19 protein-coding genes and 1 pseudogene are annotated in these 24,042 nt (G+C 36.8%); 6 read left to right on the top strand and 14 right to left on the bottom strand.

What is annotated here, in order from left to right:
- A partial coding sequence (locus HNQ80_RS09640) for an IS3 family transposase (protein WP_184310434.1) occupies positions 1 to 622 on the top strand: 622 nt, incomplete at its 5' end.
- Positions 623 to 1,085: 463 nt separating this feature from the next.
- On the opposite strand, the gene HNQ80_RS09635 is transcribed toward HNQ80_RS09640, so the two are convergent.
- From HNQ80_RS09635 to HNQ80_RS09620, 4 genes are all read right to left on the bottom strand, one after another.
- A complete protein-coding gene (locus HNQ80_RS09635; protein WP_184310433.1) occupies positions 1,086 to 1,862 on the bottom strand; it encodes an ABC transporter permease in 777 nt (258 codons plus the stop codon).
- Positions 1,863 to 1,864: 2 nt separating this feature from the next.
- Complete coding sequence (locus HNQ80_RS09630; protein WP_184310432.1) at positions 1,865 to 2,668, bottom strand: ABC transporter permease; 804 nt, start codon at positions 2,666 to 2,668, stop codon at positions 1,865 to 1,867.
- Positions 2,665 to 3,639 carry an ABC transporter ATP-binding protein gene (locus HNQ80_RS09625; RefSeq protein ID WP_184310431.1) on the bottom strand — a complete coding sequence of 325 codons (975 nt, stop codon included), beginning with the start codon at positions 3,637 to 3,639 and terminating at the stop codon, positions 2,665 to 2,667. The genes HNQ80_RS09630 and HNQ80_RS09625 overlap by 4 nt, the downstream gene beginning before the upstream one ends.
- Before the next feature lie 396 nt (positions 3,640 to 4,035).
- On the bottom strand, positions 4,036 to 4,869 hold the full coding sequence (locus HNQ80_RS09620) for an MBL fold metallo-hydrolase (RefSeq protein WP_184310430.1): 834 nt from the start codon (positions 4,867 to 4,869) through the stop codon (positions 4,036 to 4,038).
- A gap of 510 nt (positions 4,870 to 5,379) precedes the next feature.
- Here HNQ80_RS09620 and HNQ80_RS09615 point away from each other — a divergent pair.
- Positions 5,380 to 7,119, top strand: coding sequence for an ABC-F family ATP-binding cassette domain-containing protein (locus HNQ80_RS09615; RefSeq protein WP_184310429.1), 1,740 nt, complete (start codon positions 5,380 to 5,382; stop codon positions 7,117 to 7,119).
- Between the two features lie 343 nt (positions 7,120 to 7,462).
- Here HNQ80_RS09615 and HNQ80_RS09610 read toward each other — a convergent pair whose 3' ends face one another.
- The 6 genes and pseudogenes from HNQ80_RS09610 to HNQ80_RS26645 form a co-directional block, all read right to left on the bottom strand.
- Entirely contained in the window at positions 7,463 to 8,359 is an 897-nt protein-coding gene (locus HNQ80_RS09610) for an RCC1 domain-containing protein (protein ID WP_184310428.1), read from the bottom strand.
- A gap of 381 nt (positions 8,360 to 8,740) precedes the next feature.
- The gene (locus HNQ80_RS09605; RefSeq protein WP_184310427.1) at positions 8,741 to 9,577 is read right to left on the bottom strand and encodes an ABC transporter permease; all 837 of its coding nucleotides are present in this window, start codon (positions 9,575 to 9,577) and stop codon (positions 8,741 to 8,743) included.
- A 2-nt stretch (positions 9,578 to 9,579) separates the two neighbouring features.
- Complete coding sequence (locus tag HNQ80_RS09600) at positions 9,580 to 10,500, bottom strand: ATP-binding cassette domain-containing protein (RefSeq protein ID WP_184310426.1); 921 nt, start codon at positions 10,498 to 10,500, stop codon at positions 9,580 to 9,582.
- Between the two features lie 502 nt (positions 10,501 to 11,002).
- Positions 11,003 to 11,131 (bottom strand): annotated as a pseudogene (locus tag HNQ80_RS26650) (hypothetical protein); the annotation flags it as partial.
- 143 nt (positions 11,132 to 11,274) lie between these two features.
- Complete coding sequence (locus tag HNQ80_RS09590) at positions 11,275 to 11,496, bottom strand: response regulator transcription factor (protein ID WP_184310424.1); 222 nt, start codon at positions 11,494 to 11,496, stop codon at positions 11,275 to 11,277.
- Positions 11,497 to 11,657: 161 nt separating this feature from the next.
- A complete protein-coding gene (locus tag HNQ80_RS26645) occupies positions 11,658 to 11,954 on the bottom strand; it encodes a VTT domain-containing protein (protein ID WP_243183101.1) in 297 nt (98 codons plus the stop codon).
- A 253-nt stretch (positions 11,955 to 12,207) separates the two neighbouring features.
- On the opposite strand from HNQ80_RS26645, the gene HNQ80_RS09580 reads away from it, so the two are divergent.
- Positions 12,208 to 13,767 (top strand): DNRLRE domain-containing protein, encoded by a 1,560-nt coding sequence (locus HNQ80_RS09580; RefSeq protein ID WP_184310423.1) that lies wholly within the window; start codon positions 12,208 to 12,210, stop codon positions 13,765 to 13,767.
- Between the two features lie 694 nt (positions 13,768 to 14,461).
- A complete protein-coding gene (locus HNQ80_RS09575; protein ID WP_184310422.1) occupies positions 14,462 to 14,752 on the top strand; it encodes a YdeI/OmpD-associated family protein in 291 nt (96 codons plus the stop codon).
- Positions 14,753 to 15,430: 678 nt separating this feature from the next.
- On the opposite strand, the gene HNQ80_RS09570 is transcribed toward HNQ80_RS09575, so the two are convergent.
- A complete protein-coding gene (locus tag HNQ80_RS09570) occupies positions 15,431 to 16,942 on the bottom strand; it encodes a PucR family transcriptional regulator (protein ID WP_184310421.1) in 1,512 nt (503 codons plus the stop codon).
- Positions 16,943 to 17,092: 150 nt separating this feature from the next.
- On the opposite strand from HNQ80_RS09570, the gene HNQ80_RS09565 reads away from it, so the two are divergent.
- Entirely contained in the window at positions 17,093 to 19,039 is a 1,947-nt protein-coding gene (locus HNQ80_RS09565) for an oxidoreductase (RefSeq protein ID WP_184310420.1), read from the top strand.
- An 85-nt stretch (positions 19,040 to 19,124) separates the two neighbouring features.
- Here the strand turns inward: HNQ80_RS09565 and HNQ80_RS09560 are convergent, their stop codons facing one another.
- The 3 genes from HNQ80_RS09560 to HNQ80_RS09550 all read right to left on the bottom strand — a co-directional run bounded on the left by HNQ80_RS09560 (position 19,125) and on the right by HNQ80_RS09550 (position 23,336).
- Positions 19,125 to 21,131 (bottom strand): oxidoreductase, encoded by a 2,007-nt coding sequence (locus HNQ80_RS09560; protein WP_184310419.1) that lies wholly within the window; start codon positions 21,129 to 21,131, stop codon positions 19,125 to 19,127.
- 167 nt (positions 21,132 to 21,298) lie between these two features.
- A complete protein-coding gene (locus HNQ80_RS09555) occupies positions 21,299 to 21,871 on the bottom strand; it encodes a TetR/AcrR family transcriptional regulator (RefSeq protein WP_184310418.1) in 573 nt (190 codons plus the stop codon).
- Positions 21,872 to 22,028: 157 nt separating this feature from the next.
- A complete protein-coding gene (locus tag HNQ80_RS09550; RefSeq protein ID WP_184310417.1) occupies positions 22,029 to 23,336 on the bottom strand; it encodes a methyl-accepting chemotaxis protein in 1,308 nt (435 codons plus the stop codon).
- Positions 23,337 to 23,469: 133 nt separating this feature from the next.
- On the opposite strand from HNQ80_RS09550, the gene HNQ80_RS09545 reads away from it, so the two are divergent.
- Complete coding sequence (locus HNQ80_RS09545; RefSeq protein WP_184310416.1) at positions 23,470 to 23,907, top strand: MarR family winged helix-turn-helix transcriptional regulator; 438 nt, start codon at positions 23,470 to 23,472, stop codon at positions 23,905 to 23,907.
- The last annotated feature ends 135 nt before the right edge of the window (positions 23,908 to 24,042 follow it).

Here is a 24,042-nt window from a genome sequence, read left to right as displayed (position 1 = left end):
TATCGCTCGCTTGATGAGAGAGAATAACATATTCTCCCGTACCAAGAAAAAGTTCAAGGCAACCACAAATTCTAAACATAACTATCCTGTTGCTGAAAACCTATTAAATCAAGATTTTCAAGCTACTGCTTCTAATCAGAAATGGGTAGCTGATATAACATATATTCCAACAAAAGAAGGATGGCTTTACCTAGCTGCAGTCCTAGATCTTTACAATAAAAAGATCGTTGGATGGGCAATGGATTCTACTATGACACAGCAGCTTGTTGCAAAAGCCCTTAAGCAAGCAATTTCAAGAGAAAAGCCATTACCAGGATTGATTCACCACTCAGATAGGGGTTGTCAGTATGCCAGTCGTGACTACCAAAAGTTACTTAAAAAGTATGGCATTATAGCAAGCATGAGCCGTAAAGGAAACTGCTATGATAATGCTTGCATGGAATCTTTTTTCGGCAGTCTAAAGATGGAACTTGTGCACTTTAATAGTTTTAGAACTAGATCAGAAGCAAGACAATCTGTTTTTGAGTATATTGAAATATTTTATAACCGAAAAAGGCTACATTCTGCTCTTGGATATAAAACCCCGATATCCTATGAAAATGAAAGAAAACTAGCCGTATAGCGTGTCTATTTTATCGGGGAAAGGTCACATATAATAATATATATCATATTCTTAATTCGCCTAGTAAGCTCGCCTCGCGTATTTGGAGGCTCAAGGCAGTCACATTTATCCCTAAAGCTAAGCAAAGGGCTTTAAGCAAGCTCACTATCAGGGGAGGGTTTTCCTCTACAAGCATTAACAAATACGCAAAACCCTATACCTTAACGCAAATATCCTTAGTTCTGCGTAATAGTGCAACCCCCTAAGGAAAAATCCCCCCAAACCATTAGTCTGAGGGAATATAAAACACACTTCAATTTTTACTTAAAAACCTTCAAAGCCTTTGATATCAGCCTATTTTCTCTCTATCCTAACAACCGCGTTTCTACGTGCGTAGAATGTTGCAGTTAGCATACACCTAACCCCCTTGAAATATAGCATATCACGTAACCGCCCCCTGTCACCACGTGTGTACTATTCTCCTTTACGAACCAGTGGATTTATAGTGCTTTAATCCAAATCTCCAAAAAATATAGCATGGAATAAGAAATAATGCTCCAATGAGTGGTAGTAAGATGAAAAGCTTGTTGTCCGTTCTCCCGATTAAATATGTAAGGGGATAGTATTGTACAAGTGCAAGAGGAATAATGTAAGTGAAAAATTTCAATACCCCCTCACCATAAATTAATAGTGGATATTTTCCAAATTCTCTTCCCCCATCTGTAAATATATTTATAAATTCTAACCCCTCTATTGTGAAAAAACAAAGGCTTGCATAAATTACAAAAAGTCCAGCAAAAATACAAATACCTCCAACTATCATAAAAACAAGTGTTACTATTTTATCAAATGTCCATATAACTTCACTTGCCGGAATTGCATAGAAAAAAATAATAACAGCTTGTAAAAACCGTCCTATACGTGTAAACTCTATCTTTGAGCCAAGCACCTGAATGATTTCATTTCTCGGGCGAACCATGATTCTGTCAAACTCTCCATTTGATATGATTCCACTGAATGCATCAAATCCACGAATAAAACATTCTGCAATTGAAAATGACGTCAACACAATTGCAAAGCAGAGTAATACTTCACTATAAGAAAACCCTTCAACCCTATTGAATCGTTTAAACATAAAATAAATACTAATAAACATAGAAAATGACACTAAAAACTGTCCAAGTATAGTCATAAAAAACGAAGATTTATATTGCATTTGTGAACGTAGTATAATTGAACAGTATCTAAGATATAATTTCATCTTTAACCTCCTTGTACAACTACTTTTTTCAAAGCTTTTTTCATAAGCAGTTTCCCAATTATAATTAAAGCGGCTAGCCAAAACATCTGCAAGAACATGCTAAAAATTGCTTCTTGGCTATCTAAATTTCCTGTGTAAATTAAAAACGGTGTGTTTTGCATAGAAGCAAAAGGTAACAATTCAAATATTCTTCTTACTCCTCCAGGGAAAAATGGCAGCGGAATAACCGCCCCTGAAAATAACTCTACTAACGAGACCGCCAATATTCGTATTCCCATGGGAGAAACTGTATAAAATGCTGAAATGTATATAAGCATATTAAAGGCAACTAAAACACAAAAACCTATTGATATAGAAATTATAAATAACAATGCAGCCATCCACCTTACTGGCATTGAAATTCCAAAAGGTGATGGTAAAAATGCCCCAACAATTAAAATTGGTACTGACCGTAATACTGCTTTTGAAAGTCTACTGGCCACATTTCTTACAAACCACATATCATATATATCTATGGGCCTACAAAGTTCATAAGCTATATTTCCACTTGTAATAGCACTAAAAATCTCATTTTCAAAAAACCATGCCATAAACAATGCCAGAAATGCTTGTTGTAACCAAATATATGAACTAAGCTGTTCAAAACTCATTGGAAATGAATTCTTGTCACTTTTGTAAAATGCCCAAAACATTAAAAGGGTCATAAAACCCCATGCAAACTGAGTTACCATCCCTCCATATGCTGCCGCACGATATTGCAAACCATTAGCAAATCGTATACGAAAAAACGATATATATTTCCTCATATTTGATACTCCTTGTAAAGGGATACTACCATTTCTTCCGCCGTAGTCCCTGCTACTGAAATATCTAAAACTTCAAGGCTTTTTGAAAGTTCTGCGATTGCATGTGATACTGAGATAACATTTGTGTCTATGGTAATAACTGCCCTGCCATGTAAGCTTTCTACAAGTGTTAAGCCTTCACATAAAGAAAGAGTCCCACTCGCATATTCAACTGTTATTTTCTTCTGTTCAGTGTACTGTTTTTTTAGTGTATTCAAGTCACCATCAAGCAGGATTTTCCCTTTTCCAATTAGGATAATCCTTTTTGTTAATGCTTCGATATCTTGCATATCATGAGTTGTCAATATGACAGTAGTTTTTTCTTCTTTATTTATTTTGGAAATAAAATCTCGTACTGCAATTTTTGAAACAGCATCAAGTCCAATGGTTGGTTCATCTAAAAAAAGAATTCGAGGATTGTGTAGTAGTGAAGCGGCAATTTCACAACGCATTCGTTGACCGAGAGATAGCTGTCTTGTAGGCGTTTTAATAATTGTTTCTATATTGAGTAAAGAAGTAAGCTTGTATAAATTCTCTTTATATATTTTTTCATCTATTTTATAGATGTCTCGAAGTAATTCAAAGCTATCAACAACAGGCACATCCCACCAAAGTTGAGACCTCTGACCAAACACTACACCAATGTCTTTTACATATTTAATTCTATCCTTCCAAGGAGTCCTGCCATTTATTATACAAGTCCCGCTTTCCGGCAATAGAATTCCGCACATAATCTTAATGGTACTACTTTTTCCTGCTCCGTTTGGTCCAATATAACCGACCATTTCACCTTCATTTATTTTGAAAGATACATTATCAAGTGCTTTTACATAGTCATATTCTTTATGAAACAGTGCTCTTACAGCTTCTGAAAAACTAGCATTCCTTCTCGCTACCTTAAAAGTTTTACAAACATTCCCAAGTTCAATCACAATTTTTACCTCCACCTTAAATTGTCATTGTAAAAAGCATAAACTTTTATGAGCCAATAAACATTTTTATTAGAGGAAGATTTTACCATAAATATCTTTTTATTTCAATACATACAAAAGAATTGCTAACAAATATGTTTTCAATATCCCTTATTAGGAACGTTTTCATATTTAAAAGATTAAAGTGATGGCTAAGCTCCATGTTGAAACCTTAACCATCACTTTCATTAGTCATGTATACCTATTAATATTCAAGTTTGCACACTGCTATATTTGTTATTTATCCTTCCTTATAATTAGTGAACAGCACTCAACATGCGTGGTGTGTTCCAGTTAGCATGTAGTTACATTCATTTTCAACCTTGTTCAACATTCTGGCTTCAAGTCTAGATTCTATTATAATTCAAACAGCATACCATCATGCGAAACTAGTAATCCATGTTTCTCCGTTTCCTCGCATAGCTCCTCATGTGTACTTCCGCAGGTGTGTGTAAAGTGATGGGTTACAAAAACTGTGCTATCATCAGCTGTCCCATTTTCATAAAATCTTTCCTTTACCTTAAGATTCTCAGGAATCCCCATATGACTACTATTAATTCCATATGAATGTAGCCCGAAAGTGCAATCTAGAAATACTAGGTCCAAATGCATACCTTTTAAATATTCAAAAGTCTCATCTGGATAATATCCAGAGTCATTGCCAAATAATACACGTTTTCCGTCTTTTTCAACTAAATACATATAGCATTTCTCATTTTTCATATGTATTGCCTGTAAGGCGTGAATTGTATAATCACCTATAGAAAATGGCACAAATTCAGCCGGTACATTAAATTCAATCTTACTTTTCACTTCATCCATAGGCTTGCCGCGATCCATGTTTTCGTATATTTCTTTCACGGTAGGAGTCGAGTACACTTTTAATACGCTTTCATATAATTCAGTGGCATAATATCCTCCCCTATATCGAAATATTGTTGGATTGTAATGATCTATATGCGAATGTGTTATCAATAGGTATTTCAATTTTGATAAACTTATGTTCTCATTTAAAGAATGATAATAGGTATCATCCCCAAAGTCAATCATCATATCCTCATCGACATAAAACTGTGAACGAGTTCTTATGTTCTTTCCCCCTGCCTTACGAGCTTTTATACATGAGTCACAGTTACAGAATATTGCTGGAAATCCTTCAGACGCTCCAGATCCTAATACTTTTATTTTCATTTATATATCCTCCTTACCTTTTTCGGGGGGATAATTTCTTTACCTATATAGATTATTCTTCAATATGTAATATTTTTCCTTCCAAAATATAGGCAAGGTGCATAACTTAAGAACTTATTTTCAAATAATAACCCTCTGTTTGCCTATTGCAACAGAGGGTTTAGCCTTCTTTTCTACTCCCTAACCACCAACGCTACAGCCTCACAATGCGTTGTGTGTTCTTGTTAGCATAGCCGAAATTTTATACCTTCCTAGCCTATGATATTAGTTTATCTCTTCAATATACCTTTCTTTCACCAACTCAGATAATGGTCTTTCTATTGTTGTTTTACCCATGTCACGAAAGGCTTTATTATAAAATGATTGAACTTAGTCGTAAAAAGTGTTATGCTACCAACGGTAAACTCAAACGAATGTCTTTACAAAATAATAATTAATTGCATGGGAATATTATATATTGAAGAGCTTATTCTTATAGACTCTTTTTTAATGATATAGAGGGGTAATAATATGATAAAAGTTGATAATTTGTCCTACTCATTTCCGCAGAAGGATCTATATAATAAGATTTCATTTACACTAGAAGATGGTCAACATTGTGCTTTTATAGGGTCAAGTGGCAGTGGAAAAAGTACACTGGTAGATATAATTATGGATCCAGAAAGATATCTGTTCGATGGAATATTAAAGATTGACCCAAATTGTAGAATTGGATATGTAAGTCAGTTCCCGCAACTAGACAAAACAAAAGAAACTACAGTTTTCGAATATATAGGAGAAGAATTTATTAAGCTACAAAATGAGATAGCATCTATTTGTGCTGAAATGGAAACATCTTCAGATATTGATGCTTTGTTAGAAAGGTACCAACAAGCTTTAGACGTATTTGATGCGATTGGTGGAAATGATTTCGAAAGCAATATTGATAAGAAACTATATCTAGCAAACCTCACCCAGCAGAAAAACCTAATGGTAACTGCCCTTAGTGGTGGGGAATTTAAACTTATTCAGGTCGTTAAGGAAATGCTTAAAAGTCCAGATTTAATCATTATGGATGAACCCGATGTGTTCTTAGACTTTGAAAACCTTAATGCTCTTAAAAATCTAATTAATTCACACAAAGGCACATTGTTAGTTATTACGCACAACAGATATCTATTGAATCATTGTTTTAATAAAATTATACACCTTGAAAACATGGAGCTCCAAGAGTTTGATGGAAGATACATTGATTACAACTTCTCATTGCTTCAAAGTAAAATTGAGACACAAGAACAAGCTATAGCTGATGCTGAAGAAATTATGAGAAATGAGTTCTTAATCAAGAAACTAAGACTTATAGCAACCAATAATGCTGAAGCTGCTAGAGGGAAAACACTAAAAGCTAGAGTTAAAGTACAAGAAAGATTGGAAGCGCGTAGAATTAAAGCGCCATTTGTAGATATTAAACAACCAGAGATCCGTTTCGTTGCTGATCATGAAATTGAAGAAACTACTGCTTTAAAAGTTACTGATTACAGTTTTGCCTTTGATGATATACTTTTAGAAAATGTTAACTTTGAGATTAAATCTACTGATAAAGTAGCCCTTATTGGTTCAAATGGTACCGGAAAAACGACTTTGCTCCGAGAAATCTTTAAAAACATTCATCCTTCTATCGAAGTAAATAAAGACGTTGATATGGCTTATTTATCTCAAATTCAAGGCGAAATACTAAATGAGTCTCATACCATACTTGAAGAGTTCTATGATGCAGGATTCAAAGCTTATCAAGAGATTAGATCATATATTTCAAACTATGGTTTTGGCGAAGAAATCATCAATCAAAAGATAGGATCTTTATCTGGTGGAGAAAAAAATTTACTTCAGTTGGCTAAAGTTTCTGCTAGTAAAGCAAACATGTTGCTTCTTGATGAACCGACAAGTCATTTAGACACCTATTCACAAATAGCACTAGAAAAAGCCATAAAAAACTATAACGGTGCGGTTTTAATGATTTCTCATGATTTCTATTTTATAGTAAATTGTATGGATTTTGTTTTAATCATTGAAGATAAGACGATTAGAGAAATGAGTATGCGGAAATTTAGAAAGATGATTTATGCTAAGCATTTTGATAAAGACTATTTAGAAATTGAACAAAAGAAAAAATCTGTTGAAACGCAAATAGAATTGGCTTTAAAAGATTCTAATTTTGAGCTTGCAAAAGTCTTGTCTGCAAAGTTAGAAGAACTGATTAAGTTACTATAAATTGTGTATTCTTAACAGCAATACGTTATAATCCCCTTTAAGTTGACAGATTAAATCATAAAAATCTGAATGCTCGAGGGGACATTTTATGTTCATACGCTTCCACATAGACTATCACATTAAACTAATTATATAAAGTTTAACCCCTAAATAGTTAATCTCATTAGAGCATATGTTCACATGTCAATAATATACTATTGTCCAGCCTCCCAAAACAAGTTTAAATTGAATACCAATAATCCCCCATCGACTTTATCTCAATAAGGGATCATTAATTTCATCCTACTCCCTAACCACCAAAGCTACGGCCTCACAGTGGATGGTGTGTTCTAGTTAGCATATACTAATTGTCGGGCAGTTGGATGCTACACCAGCCGCTTACATCGCATTGGCCATATTCATTATCACCTACAGCAATCACCGTGCCGTCCGATTTAAGCCCAATTGTATGAGCGCAACCCGCCGCTACTGCCACAATATCGCGCCAGCCACTTACATTGCATTGGCCATGCTCATTCCAACCCACAGCCGTCACAGTGCCGTCCGATTTAAGCCCGATTGTATGATTACTACCCGTCGCTATCGTCACAATACCGCGCCAGCCGCTTACATCGCATTGATCATCCTTATTCAAACCTACGGCCGCCACCGTGCCATCCGATCTAAGCCCGACGGTATGTAGGTAACTCGCCGCTATCGCCACTATGTCATGCCAGCTTCTTACATTGCATTGTCCATACCGATTATTACCCACAGCCTCCATAGTGCCGTCCGATTTAAGACCGATGGTATGCCAATCACCCGCCGCTACCGCCACTATATCACGCCAGCCTCTTACATTGCATTGTCCTTCATTATTTCGACCCACAGTCACCACCGTGCCATCCGATTTAAGCCCAAGGGTACGACGCCAACCCGCCGCTACCGCCACTATGTCATGCCAGCCGCTTACATCACATTGGTCATACTTATTCCAACCCACGGCCACCACCGTGCCATCCGATTTAAGACCGATTGTATGAGCATTACCCGTATTTGTCGCCATATGAACATTACCAGCTGCGACTGCCACAATATCGTGCCAGCCGCTTACATCACATTGGCCATATTTATTATCACCCACAGCCGTCACCGTTCCGTCATATTTAAGACCAACAGTATGACGACGACCCGCCGCTATGGTATCTTTGGGTTTAATTATTTTTAAATCCCACATAATACTATCTTTGTTTTTATCCATAATTACACCTCTTCAAATTTCTATTTTTTACTTATTGGCTCACATATATAACCATTCAATTCCTTTGCATTACTCTCAACCTCAGATAGGGAAGACAATAGTATGTCATTCAAATTATAGCATGCAACTAAAACCTTGGTATGATATTGGAGGGTTTATAAATGTAATCCATACTAAACCAAAATTCCCCCAAACTGTAAGTCTGAGGGAACATAGAACACACTTCAGTATCTAGTTAAAAACCTTTAAAGCCTTTGATATCAGCCTATTTCCTCTCTATCCTAACGACTGTCTCCACATGCATGGTGTGTTGCAGTTAGCATCTGATAAATAAGTGTACAGTAGGAGCCAAGCAATTTAGATAATGCCATATTCCCAATTCTAACCCCACAGCGCGCTTGCATCATTGGAACTTCTGTTTATACGGGAAAAGTCTGTCTTGATAAATGACTTTGTTGATAGTATTAAAAATATTAAGCCTATAGCTACAATAATAATAAAAGACATGAACGGAGTAACAATAAAGCCATTAATATTAATAGCCAATCCCTCTTTTACAAGTTCACCAGTTGATAAATTGGTCTTTTCCAAAGCAATCATACGAAAAAAAGCTGTTGCGTAAGTCATTGGATTAGCATAAGCAACATACTTAAGTGAATTGGGTAACATTTCTAGGGGAATATATGCTCCTGATGTAAACGTTAAAGGTAAAGTTACAGCAGTCTTAACAATTTGAAAAGTTTGACCGCTACGTACAATCGTTGCAAGAAATAATCCAACACCAGAAAAAACAAGCCCAACACAAATCATTCCTAAAAGAACAAATAACGGTGTGGTCCATGTAGTAAATTTAATACCAATAAATAATCCAATAATTAAAATCAAAATCCCTTCTAGGGTTGCAACAGTGGCAGCTGACAATAGTTGTCCAAATGCAACAGCAATCCTTTTAGCTGGAGAAACCAAAACTTCTTTCATAAATCCACTTACCATATCATCAACAGTTGATGATGCTAGATTCAATGAACTTTCAAACACAGTTGTTATGATAACTCCAGAAAGCATATACGCAATAGGATTTTCTATATGATCATTTCTAAAAACTGCACCAAATACATAAACAAAGAAAAAAGGAAAAACAAGTGAGAAAATCAGTCCAGTTCTATTCCTTATAAATGCTTTTAACCCTCTTTTCCACAATGCAAATACTGTACCCATTGTTATATGTCCTCCCTAATTTTTCTCCCTGTTATTTCCAAGAAAACATCATTAAAAGTACCTTTTTTTATTTCGATATCCGCGATATTTTCCTTATGTACACTTAAAACTTGTAATAAAAGATCCGTATTCTCAGCATCAACCTTATAGTAACCCTCTTTCTTTACATAGTTCAGTTTATATCTTTCCAGCAACTGTTCGAATTCAGATTCTTTTCTCGAAGTAATGTATGCTGTATCTTTAGTGAACTCTTTTTTTAAAGCATAGGGCGTGTCATGGGCAACTATAATTCCTCCATCTATTATTGCAATTTTATTGCATATTTCTGCTTCTTCCATGTAATGGGTCGTAAGAAAAATTGTAATATCCCTTTCTTTTTGGAGTTTGATAATATACTCCCAAATATGTGCACGTGTTTGTGGATCAAGTCCTGTTGTTGGTTCATCAAGAAATAAAACCTTTGGATAGTGAATTAAACCACGAGCGATTTCTACACGACGTTTCATTCCACCCGATAAAGTACTCACTAGTTTGTTTCTTTGGTCTAGCAGATCAACTAAGCCTAAAGTAAACTGTATACGTTCTTCAACCTCTCTATTAGGAACATTATAAAAAACACAGTGCATTTTAAGGTTTTCATCAATTGTCATTTTTGAATCTAAAGTTGAATCTTGAAATACAACACCAATTGCCGATCTAACTTCACTTTTTTGGGTAGTAACATCCTTTCCATCTATCAAAAGTGTGCCTGATGTTTTTTCGAATATCGTACATAATGTATTTATTGTTGTACTTTTCCCAGCACCGTTAGGCCCTAAAAAAGCGAAAATACTTCCTTTTTCCACATTAAAAGAAATATCATTTACAGCTATAAAATCCCCATATTTTTTAGTAAAATTTTTAACTTCGATTATTGGATTCATCTGTTCATCTTACCTTCTTCAATTTATTTTGTGTACCAATTATATCTGTTAGCATTAAACTTTTCAATTATCTAACATGTGCCCGCACGAATTTTTAATGCGATAAGGAGATGGTCCTCAATTGTCGCATTTTACTCTTGCTGATTCCAACTAAACCCTAAAAACTTATTCTGCTGATTTTTAATATGTAATATGCATCATCTCTTTGCATCGAGTTTATCATTGGTCTTTTACTTCTTCTTATTTCCTTATTATACCATAACATCTCTACAAAAAAGAAATATACGACAGAGTAGAACTGTCCGAGACCACTGAAAAAGTTTCAATTAGAGGAAAAATCCTCGAGCCTGTCATTCAGAGCACAGCGAGGAATCTCGTATTTAACGGCTTTAGAGATTCTTCATTTCACTACGTTTCACTCAGAATGACAAAATCCTGGACTTTTTCAGTGGCCTCGAACCGTCCCCCTGTCGCATTTCACTAATCTATTTCCTTTCTATTTTCACGACAGCCTCAACATGCATGGTGTGTTGCAGTGAGCATATTGCATAATCCTTGCAATGGAATCCTTCTGTTCTTTTATCACAAGGTGAACATGGTTGTCCATGATGCAATAGGCATAAAGGAAAAAAGCATCCTCTTGTTTTTTATGTTAAATTGGTTTAATGAGTCTGATTTTATCTTCATCCTCTATGCAGATGTCCTTTTTTTCGTTTCCTCTTAACACCACATGATATGTAAGGGTCTTACTCATTTGGTGTACATGCCTTGGCATTAAAACCACCTCTTTTGGTGCATTTTACCATAGAAATTATACAATGTCAAAAGAACCGTCCCTTTGACATCCAGGTCAACTTTATTATTAAAAACCATTAAGGCTTCAGTACCTGAATAAACTGGCTTTGCATTGTAGCCATTCCGCTTAAGCAAGTCACAAATCATACTACTTATGTCGCTGTCATCTTCTATCACCAATATCGAAATTCTATTATTCATTTGCTCATAACACCTGCCTAAATTGATTTATATCAGCCTGCTTTAACAGCAGCAACCAACTTTTTTTCCACTTTGTCACTATTTTTAGCTATATAAATAACAGCCAAAGCTATTGCTCCCCACCCCCACAACGGCATTGCTATCTTAGAGGAGCCTAATGCTTATACAGCTAGTACTCCACAAGGCCTTGTAAGAAGCATTATTATAACATATCTTCTCAAACTTATCTTACTAAGTCCAGCTATGAAACCGCTAGCATCATCGGGGAAAAATGGAAGGAATAATAGTAACATAAGTAGTAGTTTCCCCTTCTTGGATGAAAAATGCTGTTCATACTTATTTAAAAGTTTAGGGTTTATAAACCGTTCAGTGTTAGAATATATAGAACTCGCTTGATATATAAGATGTCTCAGAACCGTCCAAAAGCACTGAAAAAAGGGAACTTTTTCAGTGCTCATTTATTTTTAATCATGAATATCTTAGCATTCTCCAGCATTAGCCGTTTAACTACTGCATGTGCTGCAGTATAAATGAGATTGTCCTCTATCCTATTAAATATTATTCTTGTAACCTATAGCAAATATTGGTCGGAAGAATATATATGCATTAGAGGACAAGGCTTTGAAAGATAGGTATACTTTTGATTCGATTTTTCAAATGTGTTTTCTATCCCAGTAGAATGCTGGCTCCACTGACAGAAAGATTAAAAACTTGGAAATCAAGTATCGTTTTAAAATTTCAAGATATTTAAACAAAAAAATGAATGGAGGGATCATTTTGCCGGTATTATTTCTAACTCCTATTGATGCTACTATTGTAGCTCAGCTTCAGCCAGATCAGAATTTTGGGCCCCAAGAGGATCTTTTTGTGGGCCGGACGGCAGTACCAAATGATGTGTTTAGAAGTCTTTTGAAGTTTGACATAAGTGTAATTCCACCAGAAGTTACAATTACAAAAGCCACATTAAGACTCTTTTTTTTCCAAAAAGACGTACCAGGAGTGCAGCCGCTTTCAGTCCAAAGACTCACAAGTAATTTTTCTCAAAACACAGTGACCTGGAATACTCAGCCAGCTACAGGAGGAACGATTTACGAAACGAATTTGACAGAGGATAATTTGAACAACTTTATCTACTTGGATGTAACCGGACTGGCGGAAGATTGGTTCAGCGGAAGCATTGCCAATAACGGGCTGTTGCTTACTACCATTGAGAATGCAACCAGTTTGATGGGATTTAAAGGATATGATGACGCTATTGTACCAAATTTGCCTACGCTTATTATAGAATTTGAGGAGGCTCCTGTAATGGAAGAATGTTCATGTGCAAATTTGTTAAACAATATCACCCCAGGTAGTGTTGTAGAAATAGTGACCCGTTGCAACACCTTCGTTGGCCAATTAGTAGGACCTGTTACTCCGGATGTCATTCAATTAGTAACACAAAATAATCGTGTCTTCAATATCTGCTGCAAGGAGATATGTACCATCGGAAGTTTGGAGCTTTTACCTTTGGCTTATGTGACCAATTTATTAGATGATAGCGTTTCGGTCATCAATACGGCAATTAATAGTGTTATTACTACAATTGTTAATGTTGGTGATGCGCCAATTGGAGTAGCCATCACACCGGACGGCACCAAAGCTTATGTGACAAATGCTTCTGGTGATACAGTTTCAGTCATCAATACATTAACCAACAGTATTCTCGTTGTAATACCTGTCGGAGGCGTACCTAATGGAGTAGCCATCACGCCGGACGGTACCAAAGCTTATGTGACAAATGTTGATGATGATACAGTTTCAGTCATCAATACATTAACCAACAGTATTCTCGTTGTAATACCTGTCGGAGACGCACCTGTTGGAGTAGCCATCACGCCGGACGGTGCAAAAGCTTATGTGGTAAATTTTGGTGGTAACGTTTCAGTGATCGATATAGACACCGATACAGTCATCGATACAATTGATGTTGGAACGAATCCTCAAGGAGTAGCCATCACGCCGGACGGGACCAAAGCTTATGTAACAAATCTAAATGATAATACTGTTTCTATTATCGATACAGACACCGACACAGTCATCGATACAATTGGTGTTGGAGCCAATCCTATTTCAATAGCCATCACACCGGACGGTTCCAAAGCTTATGTGACAAATGCTTCTGGTGATACAGTTTCAGTCATCAATACCATGACCGACTCAGTGTTTACCACAGTGGCTGTTGGCGATGGCCCTCGCGGTATAGATATTGCACTGGTTCCCGTTTTATAGAAAATTTTATGGTTAAAAAATCTTAACAAGGAGTGAAGGAAATTGAAAAAAGAAGAAATGTTCAATATCATTGAAGAATACCTCTAAAAGAATCCAGAGGCGACTGATATAGATATTGCAAAAAACTGTAAATTGCCAATTCAGATGGTGATGTTATATAAAAGATTAAATAAAACGAAATAAGGGTAAGTAAAAAAGGCGTCCTTTGGGACGCGTTTTAAAAACTGAGCCGTTAGGCTTAATTCTCTAGTCGATTGGTTATTTCTTGCTCACTAGTATATTCAATTGGTTTCATAGTGCCTCCGCAGACTTCACAGCTAAATCTTGGAGGCACTATTATATCGCCTTCATCAAAAGTATCCAACACATCTTTTGGAGTATCTTCTTCTATTCCACAGTCTAAACATTTAAACGTGACAGGTTTATTTTTTTCTTTGAGGACAAGGGGATGACAAGGAGACGGCAGACCAATGTCATACTCTGTGGGAATATTTGATGGAATATGTTCCCTCTGACTTTAAAATACACTTCGCCTTTTAGCATTTAAATGATTGAAACCCTATAAACCCTGAAAATCAAAGATTATACTCGTACTATCCTAACTAAAAAAAAGATAAACAAAGCACTCAAATGAAATCAAGTTAGTGATTTTTTGTCTAGAGCAGCTCACGCAGATGTAGGAGATACAGTGTCATTGGTAGTTGAACCGATGAAAATCTGGATTGAACCTGAAGTACCATTGGATTTCAAAAACTCGTTGGATGCAGCTGATCTACAGAGTCAATGGGATAAAATCACAACTAAAGCACGTTGGGAATGGATTCGTTGGATTCGATTCACTAATAATCCCGCAACACGCCAAAAAAGGATTGATGCAGCATGCTCAATGCTGGAAGCTGGGAAAAAAAGACCTTGTTGTTTTGATCTTAGTCGATGTACTGAGACTCATGTTTCAAAAAATGGTGTATTACTACGTCTGAACTAATTACAGAGGTTCTGCTTATAAAAATAGCCAGAATTCGTTTGACCATCCTGGCTATCACATAATTTGAATCTACTTTTATCGACATGTTCTTAATACATTGTTATATATCTTTTCAGCATAATCCCTATAAAATCAAGGATTTACACGCTTTAAAAGGCAAACACTTTCACAATGCCTTGTATATGTTTTACAGATGTATTTTATATGCTGATTCTTAGATTGGGTATTTTTCAACTCGTATAAAAATTCCCGGTACTACCCGAGAATTCTAAATGTATGATGTATTTATCCAATAGTTTATTGTGCTAAAAACCAAATAATGTCTTTAACATATTATATGCAAACCCATTTATTCATTCGGTAATGCGTAGTTCTTTACTTGGCTTTTTAGGCAAAGGAAATACAATATACTCTTTTTCTCTCTTCAAAATGTGATTATACATTGTCAGTTCAAGATTAGCTAGTTCCTTAAGCCTTGAGTTGCAAATATTATAATTTTTTATAACTTTAGTCGAAATCGCCTTGGGTGGATTTATGCTCCATTATGGACTAAATAATCTCTGTAATTTATCAAATCTAGTCCCCAGTTATCCCACATATCTAAAGCTATAAATAATATTTTCCGAATAGGTTATATATTAAAAATGCTGGATAACGGATCAAAAAAGCCGGTATTAGCTAACCGATAAGCTCAAGAATTTTATAAGTCAGCATAATATTAACGATATCCTGATTTGAAGAAAGATCGATATCAACAATTTCACAAATCCTTTTAATCCGCTGAGCCATCGTATTACGATGAATAAATAACTTATCAGCAGCCTTTGAAACACTGCTTTTAGATGACAAAAACACATACAGCGTATTAAAATATTCGGTTTTGTTTTTCTTGTCATATTCAATCAGTTTCATCAACCGTTCGTCGCGCATTCCTTCAATATCAATCTCTTTCCTGGAGCTTCCCAATAGATGGTAAATATAATAATCCTGGTAACAATACAAGCAATCGTTTCTATTAAGAGCACTTCCCCAATAGTGGGCGGATACGGCTTGATTGTAATAGCCGGGAAGTTGCAGCAACCTGGAAAATGTTTTACTTATTCCGGCGCTCTCCTTAATTTGTTCTTTTAATAATATTGTAATTTCAGATGAAATTTTAGAAAATTCTTCATTGTTATAGTTGATTAGGATAACCATATTGTCTTCCCATTCAAATGCTTTAGAAAAAAAGGAAAAGCTTTCGAGTGATCTTTTTATAAAATCTTTCATCATATTGATCGACTCATTTTTTTTAAGTATGACAACATTAAAATACTTTTTCGGCCGCCAATGTAAATATTTCAAGCGTTCTTCCAACGTTTTTTCCATATAAACTTTAGATTCTAAGATATCAATAAGCAAGGAACTGATATTCTTGTCATCTTTAACGCTGTATTTCATCTTTTGAAGCTCAATGGCAACTGCATCCGACAAAACTTGCATCAGATCCAAATCACTTTTTTTGATTGTTCGAATGGATTCGATAACACCACATATAGCCGTCAGTTTTCCATCAATTATAACCTTCGATAAAATCCTGTGCCTTTTTTTAGCAATCCCCATATCGAGGAATACGGGCCCTTCGGTGTTCATGAGAGTCTCGACCAAACCTTCTAGGTGAAATTTGCTGATAAGATTTGAAGAGGTTCTGCCGTTCGCTATGGTGTCACCCCATACGAGATCGTTTTCTTCCTGACCTGAATTAGCCAGCAGAACGTAGGAAGCGTCAGAAATTGCAACTGGGTTTCCAAGGTATTTCTTACCTATCTCCGCTAATCTCTGCAATCCCTCATTACAACTTAAACTTTCATATAGTTCGAAAACGCATTGTCCTACAATTGCCTGTTCATAAAATATATTCTGAACAGCCTGAAAGCATTCCTGTATAGTGCAGCTAAAAAGTGCTATTTCTATGCTTTGGGAATCTATTTCTGGCATATTTCCATCTTGTAACAAAAGACCGATTTCAATAGCCGTACATTCTATGCTTGAAAGAGTTCCAAGCTGCCCAATATAAAGGGTGTTGCTCTGATCAAACTGGGTGAAAGGCGTAATCAGCTGAAATGAAGAATATTTAACAAGGTCTATACCTCTCTTAATAATATAAATATCAAACGGCAGTTTTTGTGAGATGTTTTCTAATGTTATCATTCACATCACCCTTTTAAATGTGCATCGTGCACAATTTTATATAGTAAATTTTGTATTTAGACATACTTTACATGAAAAATTATATCGTTAATAATATAACCAGGAAAACTACTTTAGTAACTATTTAGAATATAGCAGGAGGGATAAAATATGTCAACAAAATACCCAAAACTGTTTGAGCGCACATCCATAGGTAAAGTTAAACTGCGCAACCGTATAGCCATGGCATCTATGGGCACCATGGCAGACGATGATACCGGTTTGTTGGTAGAATCACAAATCAAATACTATGAAGCCCGTGCCAAAGGCGGCGTAGGCTTGGTCATGCTCGAAGGACAAACTGTTACGAACAAAACCGATCCATGGCTGTTTTACCAAACTTCGGCTGATACAGATTTCCAAATGAAACAATGGGCACTGGCAGCGGAAGCAGTACATGCCCACGGTGCAAAAGTGGGCCTTCAACTTATCTGCGGTTTGGGCAGAAACGCATTTGCATTTGAAAACGATCCAATACCGCCGGTATCGGCTTCAGCAAATCCCACGCATTATAATCCAAACGTAATTTGCCGTCCTATGACCAAGGAAGAAATCCGCGATGTTGTGGAGAGATACGGCCGCTGCGCAGCCCGAGGTGTTAACGCCGAATGCGACATCATAGAAATTCATGCACATTGCGGATACCTGTTGGATCAGTTTATGACGCCCCTGTGGAATCAAAGGGCTGACGAATATGGCGGCAGCTTTGAAAACAGAATGCGCTTTATTACGGAAATATATCATTCCATCCGCAATGCCGTAGGACCGGACGTACCCGTTGGTGTCAGAATGCCTGTTTTCCATGATTTTGAAGGTGCCCGTACATTGGAAGAAGGCATTGAAATTGCAAAATACTTCGAGAATCTTGGTATGGATTTTTTTAATATCGATGTAGGTTGTTATGATAATAAACAATGGGTCACACCAACTATTTATGCTGGTGACGCGAGCATGGCCTTTGCAGCTGAGGCGGTAAAGAAAGCTGTTAAAATCCCCGTAATGAACGCAGGTACTTATACACCGCAAACCGCCGAAGATGCTGTTGCACATGGGAAAACCGATATCGTCATTCTTGGACGGGCCTTGATCGCCGACCCCGATTGGGCAAATAAACTAAGAAATGGCCATGAAGAGGATATACGTCCTTGTCTTTCGTGCAACCAATACTGTATTGGAAGGTTATATAAGAACAGGCAGATATCCTGTTCTGTGAATGCACAGGCTGCATTGGAAAAAGAATATGCCATCACAAAGTCGGAAGACCCAAAAAAGGTAGTAGTAGTTGGCGGCGGCCCCGGCGGAATGGAAGCGGCACGAGTAGCCGCATTAAAGGGACACCATGTCACATTGTTTGAAAAGAGTGATAAACTTGGCGGTCAGCTTAACGTTGCTTCTGAGCCTCCTTTTAAGAGACGTATCAAAGACTATATGAACTGGCTGAAGTTACAGATTGAAAAGAATGGAGTCAGCGTAGTCTACAATAAAACCATCACCCCGGATTCACAGGAGCTTGCTGCTGCCGACCAGATTATCGTTGCTTTAGGATCAAATCCGATAAAGTTCCCGATTAAAGGAATTGACCTTCCTAATGTAGTCGAAGTGACGGATGCCCACCGTAACCCGGATAAAATAAAAGGAGACAAAATTATAGTAGCCGGCGGCGGCATGTCTGGTTGCGATTGTGCCTTGGAGCTTGCTATGCAGGGTAAGGATGTAACCATCGTCGAAGCGCTGCCTCAAATCGCAATGAAAGAGACTATCGAAGACAATAAAGTTCCTTTGCTTAATATTTTGAAAAAATACGGTGTTAAACAAATGGTCAATACAAAGGTTTTGGAATTCAAGTGTGATAGTGTGGTCTTACAAAACGAATCCGGTACCTTTGAACTTCCAGCTGATACCGCTATTTATGCGTTTGGAATGAAACCGGAAAGTGCATTATGCGACGCAATCTGTGATAAATATTCTTCGGCCAGGGCAGTCGGTGATTGCACTCAAATAGGGCAGATTGGTGAAGCAGTACGAGAAGGTTACTTTGCGGCCTGGTCTATCGACTAATATAAGCTTGAACAGTTGTAAGGCTCCCAGGATACCTGGAAGCCTTCATTTTTTTTATTAACCACTATTTGCAAGTTGCACCATTTTATATTGTCAGGGCAAGTTCATAGGCGCTCCATGTTGCATTCAGAAGATTTGATACCCTATCGGCATCTCCAATAAGGTGTACCTTTTCCTTCCATTGTTTCAAGGGATCATATAGATCCTTATTACTGATATAGCCGATACTTATAATAACAGTATCTGCCTTGGCGGACTTTTCTTCACCATTTACACTATAACATACTTTGCCATCCTCAAATTTTGCTACAGATGCACCGGTATGAATCGGTATCTTGTGGTATTTTATAATTTGACGTAACATCTGGCTGTTAGCAGCACATAAATCAGGCATATCTAATATTTTATCTTTCATTTCAATAATTTCTACTTTTTTACCCTGCAGTGTAAGCTCATATCCGAGTTCTATGCCTGTTAGTCCACCACCGATAATAACAACATTTTCTCCTACAGGTTTTTGCCCTGTAAGTGCTTCAATGGCGTTAATTACAGGGATACTCTCTATTCCTTTAACTCCACTTAATGACCTTGCACCTGAACCGGTAGCACATATGATTTCATCAGGATTTACTTCAGCAATCAGTTCTTTGGTTACTTCAGTATTCATGTGAATGTTTACACTTAACTTTTTAATCTGCCGAATAAACCAATGAATTAATTCCTTATCCGCTTGTTTAAAGCTCATAGAAGAAGCTGATATAAATGCGCCTCCCAAAGCACCTGTTTTTTCATATAAACTTACATTGTGACCCCTAAGGGCAAGCACTCTTGCTGCCTCCATACCCGCAATACCGCCGCCGATGATCATAACATTCTTTTTTATTTCAACCGGCTTTATTTCCATCTGCTTTTCACGACATGTAGCCGGATTCACAGCACATCCCATACGTTTACCCTGGAATAACCTTCCTAAACAGCCTACATGACATCCAATGCATGGTCTGATATCTTCCTTATTTCCCTCTTTTGCTTTGTTTGGCCATTCGGGATCAGCTAAAAGCATTCTCGCAAGTCCAACCCCGTCTATCTTTCCATCTGCGATCGCTTTGTCGCATACTTCCGGATCCTCCATCCTGCCTGCACATATTACAGGAATATTCACATGTTTTTTTATAAAAGCAGCATCCTCAAGATTACAGTACTGAGGCATATAAACTGGTGGATGTGCCCAGAACCATGAATCGTAAGTACCATTATCTACGTCCAGCGCCGCATATCCTATTTTCTCCAAGTATTGTGCTACCTCAATACTTTCTTCATAACCTCTCCCAAATTCCTTATACTCTTCTCCAGGAAGTGCACCATCATTAAAGCCTTTCATTTTACTTGTTACACTATAACGTATCATTACAGGGAAGTCCGGACCGCAGGCTTCCTTTATTGCATCGATGATTTCCTTTGCAAAACGCAGTCTATTTTCTACTGAGCCGCCGTACTGATCTGTTCTTGTATTCATGGAAGCAATTGCGAACTGGTCAAGCAGATAGCCTTCATGGATTGCGTGAATCGAAACGCCATCAAAACCAGCCTCTTTCGCAAGTTTTGCACCTTTGGCAAATCCGTCAATGTATATTTTGATCTCATCAGGAGTTAATGCGCGATGTTTAACTGCCGGATTCCATACATTTGGCAGCCCATCAGAGCTTGAAATAGGATCTCCTTTGACTAACCAGAAAGCTGCTTCTCTACCGCTTCCAGCTGTAAGCATAGGAACTACCTTGCAACCATAAGCATGAATAGCATCTGCCAATTCTTTCATTGATTCTACATATTCTTTCCCTGCAGCGCTTACAGATGTACTGTGTGCATCACTTTCGAAAACATTCTGTACCTGCATTGCACCTAAAACAATTAATCCGGCACCACCTTTAGCCCTCTCAGCAAAATAATCAATTCCCTGCTGTGTGTAACCGCCATCACCTTTTGTCATTTCATTATCATGAACACCCATTGCCGCCATGACAATACGATTTTTGATCTCCATAGAGCCGATTTTCAAAGGTTGAAATAGATTATTATATTTAGTACTCATGTTTCTCCCCCTTATACAAGATAACATACCGTGGTATGTTTTATTTTAACCGCAGTATATCACATTCTGCTTATTAAATCAATAACATTATGTTAATTTAATAACAACTTTATAAGCAAAAAACGGAATGACTCTTACTTGAGCCTTCCGTTTCCAAAAAGTTATTTCTATTGAAATATAATATCAAATAATCTTCTCAATTCTTGCTTTTCATCATATGATCCGCCGCTTGCACTCCAGTTTACTGCTACACCTATTAACGCAGAGGTGAAAGCAAATACAAGTTCTTCAGCTTGTACATCATTTCTAATAGCACCAGATTTCTGTGCTTTTTCAACTAAGTGCATCAAAAGTCTGGAATAATCCTCTGTACCTTCTACTTCAAGAATCGAATAAGGGTTCAAAATTTTATTTCCATTTTTAATATCAATTAGAATAAGTGCCTTTAATAAATCAGCTCCCATCCCTATGGTTAAATCAATAGAGTATTCTAAAACAGTCCATATCTTCTGTCTATCAGATTCTTCATCCAGAACATTTAGTAGAATATCGGCCATATCCTTCAAGCTGTAACGATAAAAATTAAGCAATATTTCATCCTTGGATTTAAAATGATGATAAAAAGATCCTTTCGTTACATTGCAGGCTTCACAGATAGCATTTACTGACGTTCCCTCAAACCCATTTTTTTTAAACAGCTCAATAGCTTTTTTGAATATTTCATCCTTAGTTATTGTCATATTACCCTTCCGACTTATAAGATTTGGTTATTATAATTTTATATTAGCACAAAAATGAATAGAAACTAAACAAACATAATATGTTTTGATAATTTACTGAAATTTGCGTTTTACATTACCGATAAACAGGTTGATAAGCTGACAACCGGTATTTACGCTACAGCTTATATTTCTCAAGACTGTTGTTCATGTTTTTTGACAGTTGACTCAACTCTTCTGATGACTTAAATAAGGCATCAAAAATATCCACTTGCAGTTCAATATTGACAGCCAGCTCTTCACTGGCTACTGCTGCCTGCTCCGATATAGCAGCCGTGTTTCGGATTGCAGCAATAGAACTGTCCTTTAATATCTCCATTTGAGTTACAGCGTTATTCGTGTCTTTGATTTTCTGAACGATATTGCCTATAGCATTAGCAATCCTCCTGAATGAAACATCTGTCTGTTCGACTGCTGCTAGCTGTTGTTTTGAAACATTTTGCATGGATTTCATAGCTTCAGTTGCCTGATGTGAATCCTTTTGTATGCTGCTCATCATATTGCTTATCTCTCCGGTTGATCTTTTACTCTCCTCAGCCAGCTTCCTTACCTCGTCTGCTACTACTGCGAAGCCCCTTCCTGATTCTCCCGCCCTGGCAGCTTCAATTGCAGCATTTAGTGCAAGCAGGTTTGTTTGGTCAGTAATACTTTGTATTGTATCTACGAACAACCCTATACCTTCAAGTGCTGCTGTGAGGTTTTCAACTGCTGAAAATATCTTTGCTAAAGACACACTAAAATCCTCAGATTTTTCCTTTAAAACTGTAACAGTATTCATTCCTTCTTTATTTAAATTGCTGATATTGTCAGTTTCATAAACTATGGAATTGTAGCTGTCATTTACTACGATAATCTGATCAGAGAGACCACCAAATACTTCCAGGCTCTTCTGGGTCTCTAACACTTGCTCAGATGCCCCCTCAGCAATCTCATTTACTGTCTTCGATATTCCTGAAATAGAAGATGTTGCCTGTCTCACCTTGGCAGACATATCCAGAGAAGAATCTACTATAGACTTTGTTAGGCTGTACGAGTTTTGTACTATTTTACGCATTTCGGCCGTTATTGAATTTATATGTTCCGCTACCTTACCCAATGCCTTTTGCGCCTTTGTATCAAGATTAATGGAAAGGTCTCCACTGCTTACTAAATGAACTACATTTAAAAAATTGGACGATGACTTTTTTATATTTGCAGTAAATATTATAAAAAGTAGTATTGCTACTATTATGTTTGAAATTGTACAGAGTGCTATTAATAAAAATGTACTATCAAACTTAATAAAAGCCTTCAGTACAAACCCAAAAACAGTGGCTTCAAAAACAGCCACAATCAGCAGTAAAGCTATTGATGCCGTGAACGCTGACTTTAACGAATCCGCCAAACTATTCGATTGTTCCTTTTTCTTACTCTCTATACGCTCCATATTCATTCCTCCATAAATTTTGCGCTATTGACAAAATAATCTGTGTGACTTACCATATTGATATAATATACTTATTATTGTAAATATTACTATTATAAATGTATCGTGTCAATAGATAAAGGGAGTTGATTTTGTGAAAAACGCCACTGGACGCCAAATATTCGACCTTTTAAATGAATTGCAAACGATTTTTAATAGAAATCTGGAATCGTACTTTTCCAAATGGTCGCTTACCTCTTCGCAAATCCTTGTATTGTCTTTGCTGTATAACCATCTTGAATTGCGGATAAGTGAAATAGCTTCTAGCATAGGTCTGCCTGATAGCAATGTTTCCGGTATAATTGACAGGCTTGAGAAAGCCGGATATGTGGAAAGGTCAAGAAATACAAAGGATAGAAGGGTGGTTAATGTAAAGCTTACTGACAAAGTTAATGAAATCAAGAACGAGTTTGACTTGAATCTGGAGGAATACTTCCAGCAATTGCTTGAAAAAAACACACAAAAGGAGATAGATGAAATCGCTCATAAACTGGAAAAGCTTAAGAGTATGCTCCTCCAGTTTAAAGGATAATTACATATCATTATGGGGCCTATTATGCAACCATCGTAATTGTATAGGTGATCTCTCGGGCAGACCTTACAGCAGCATATCCGCTAACAGGGCAGAAGCAAAGACTAAAAAATCTTCAGAGTGCGGCTTATTCAA

This window comes from Anaerosolibacter carboniphilus, from assembly GCF_014205875.1.
Taxonomy (GTDB): Bacteria; Bacillota; Clostridia; order Peptostreptococcales; family Thermotaleaceae; genus Anaerosolibacter; species Anaerosolibacter carboniphilus.
This window is presented reverse-complemented; position numbering and strand designations above follow the sequence as displayed.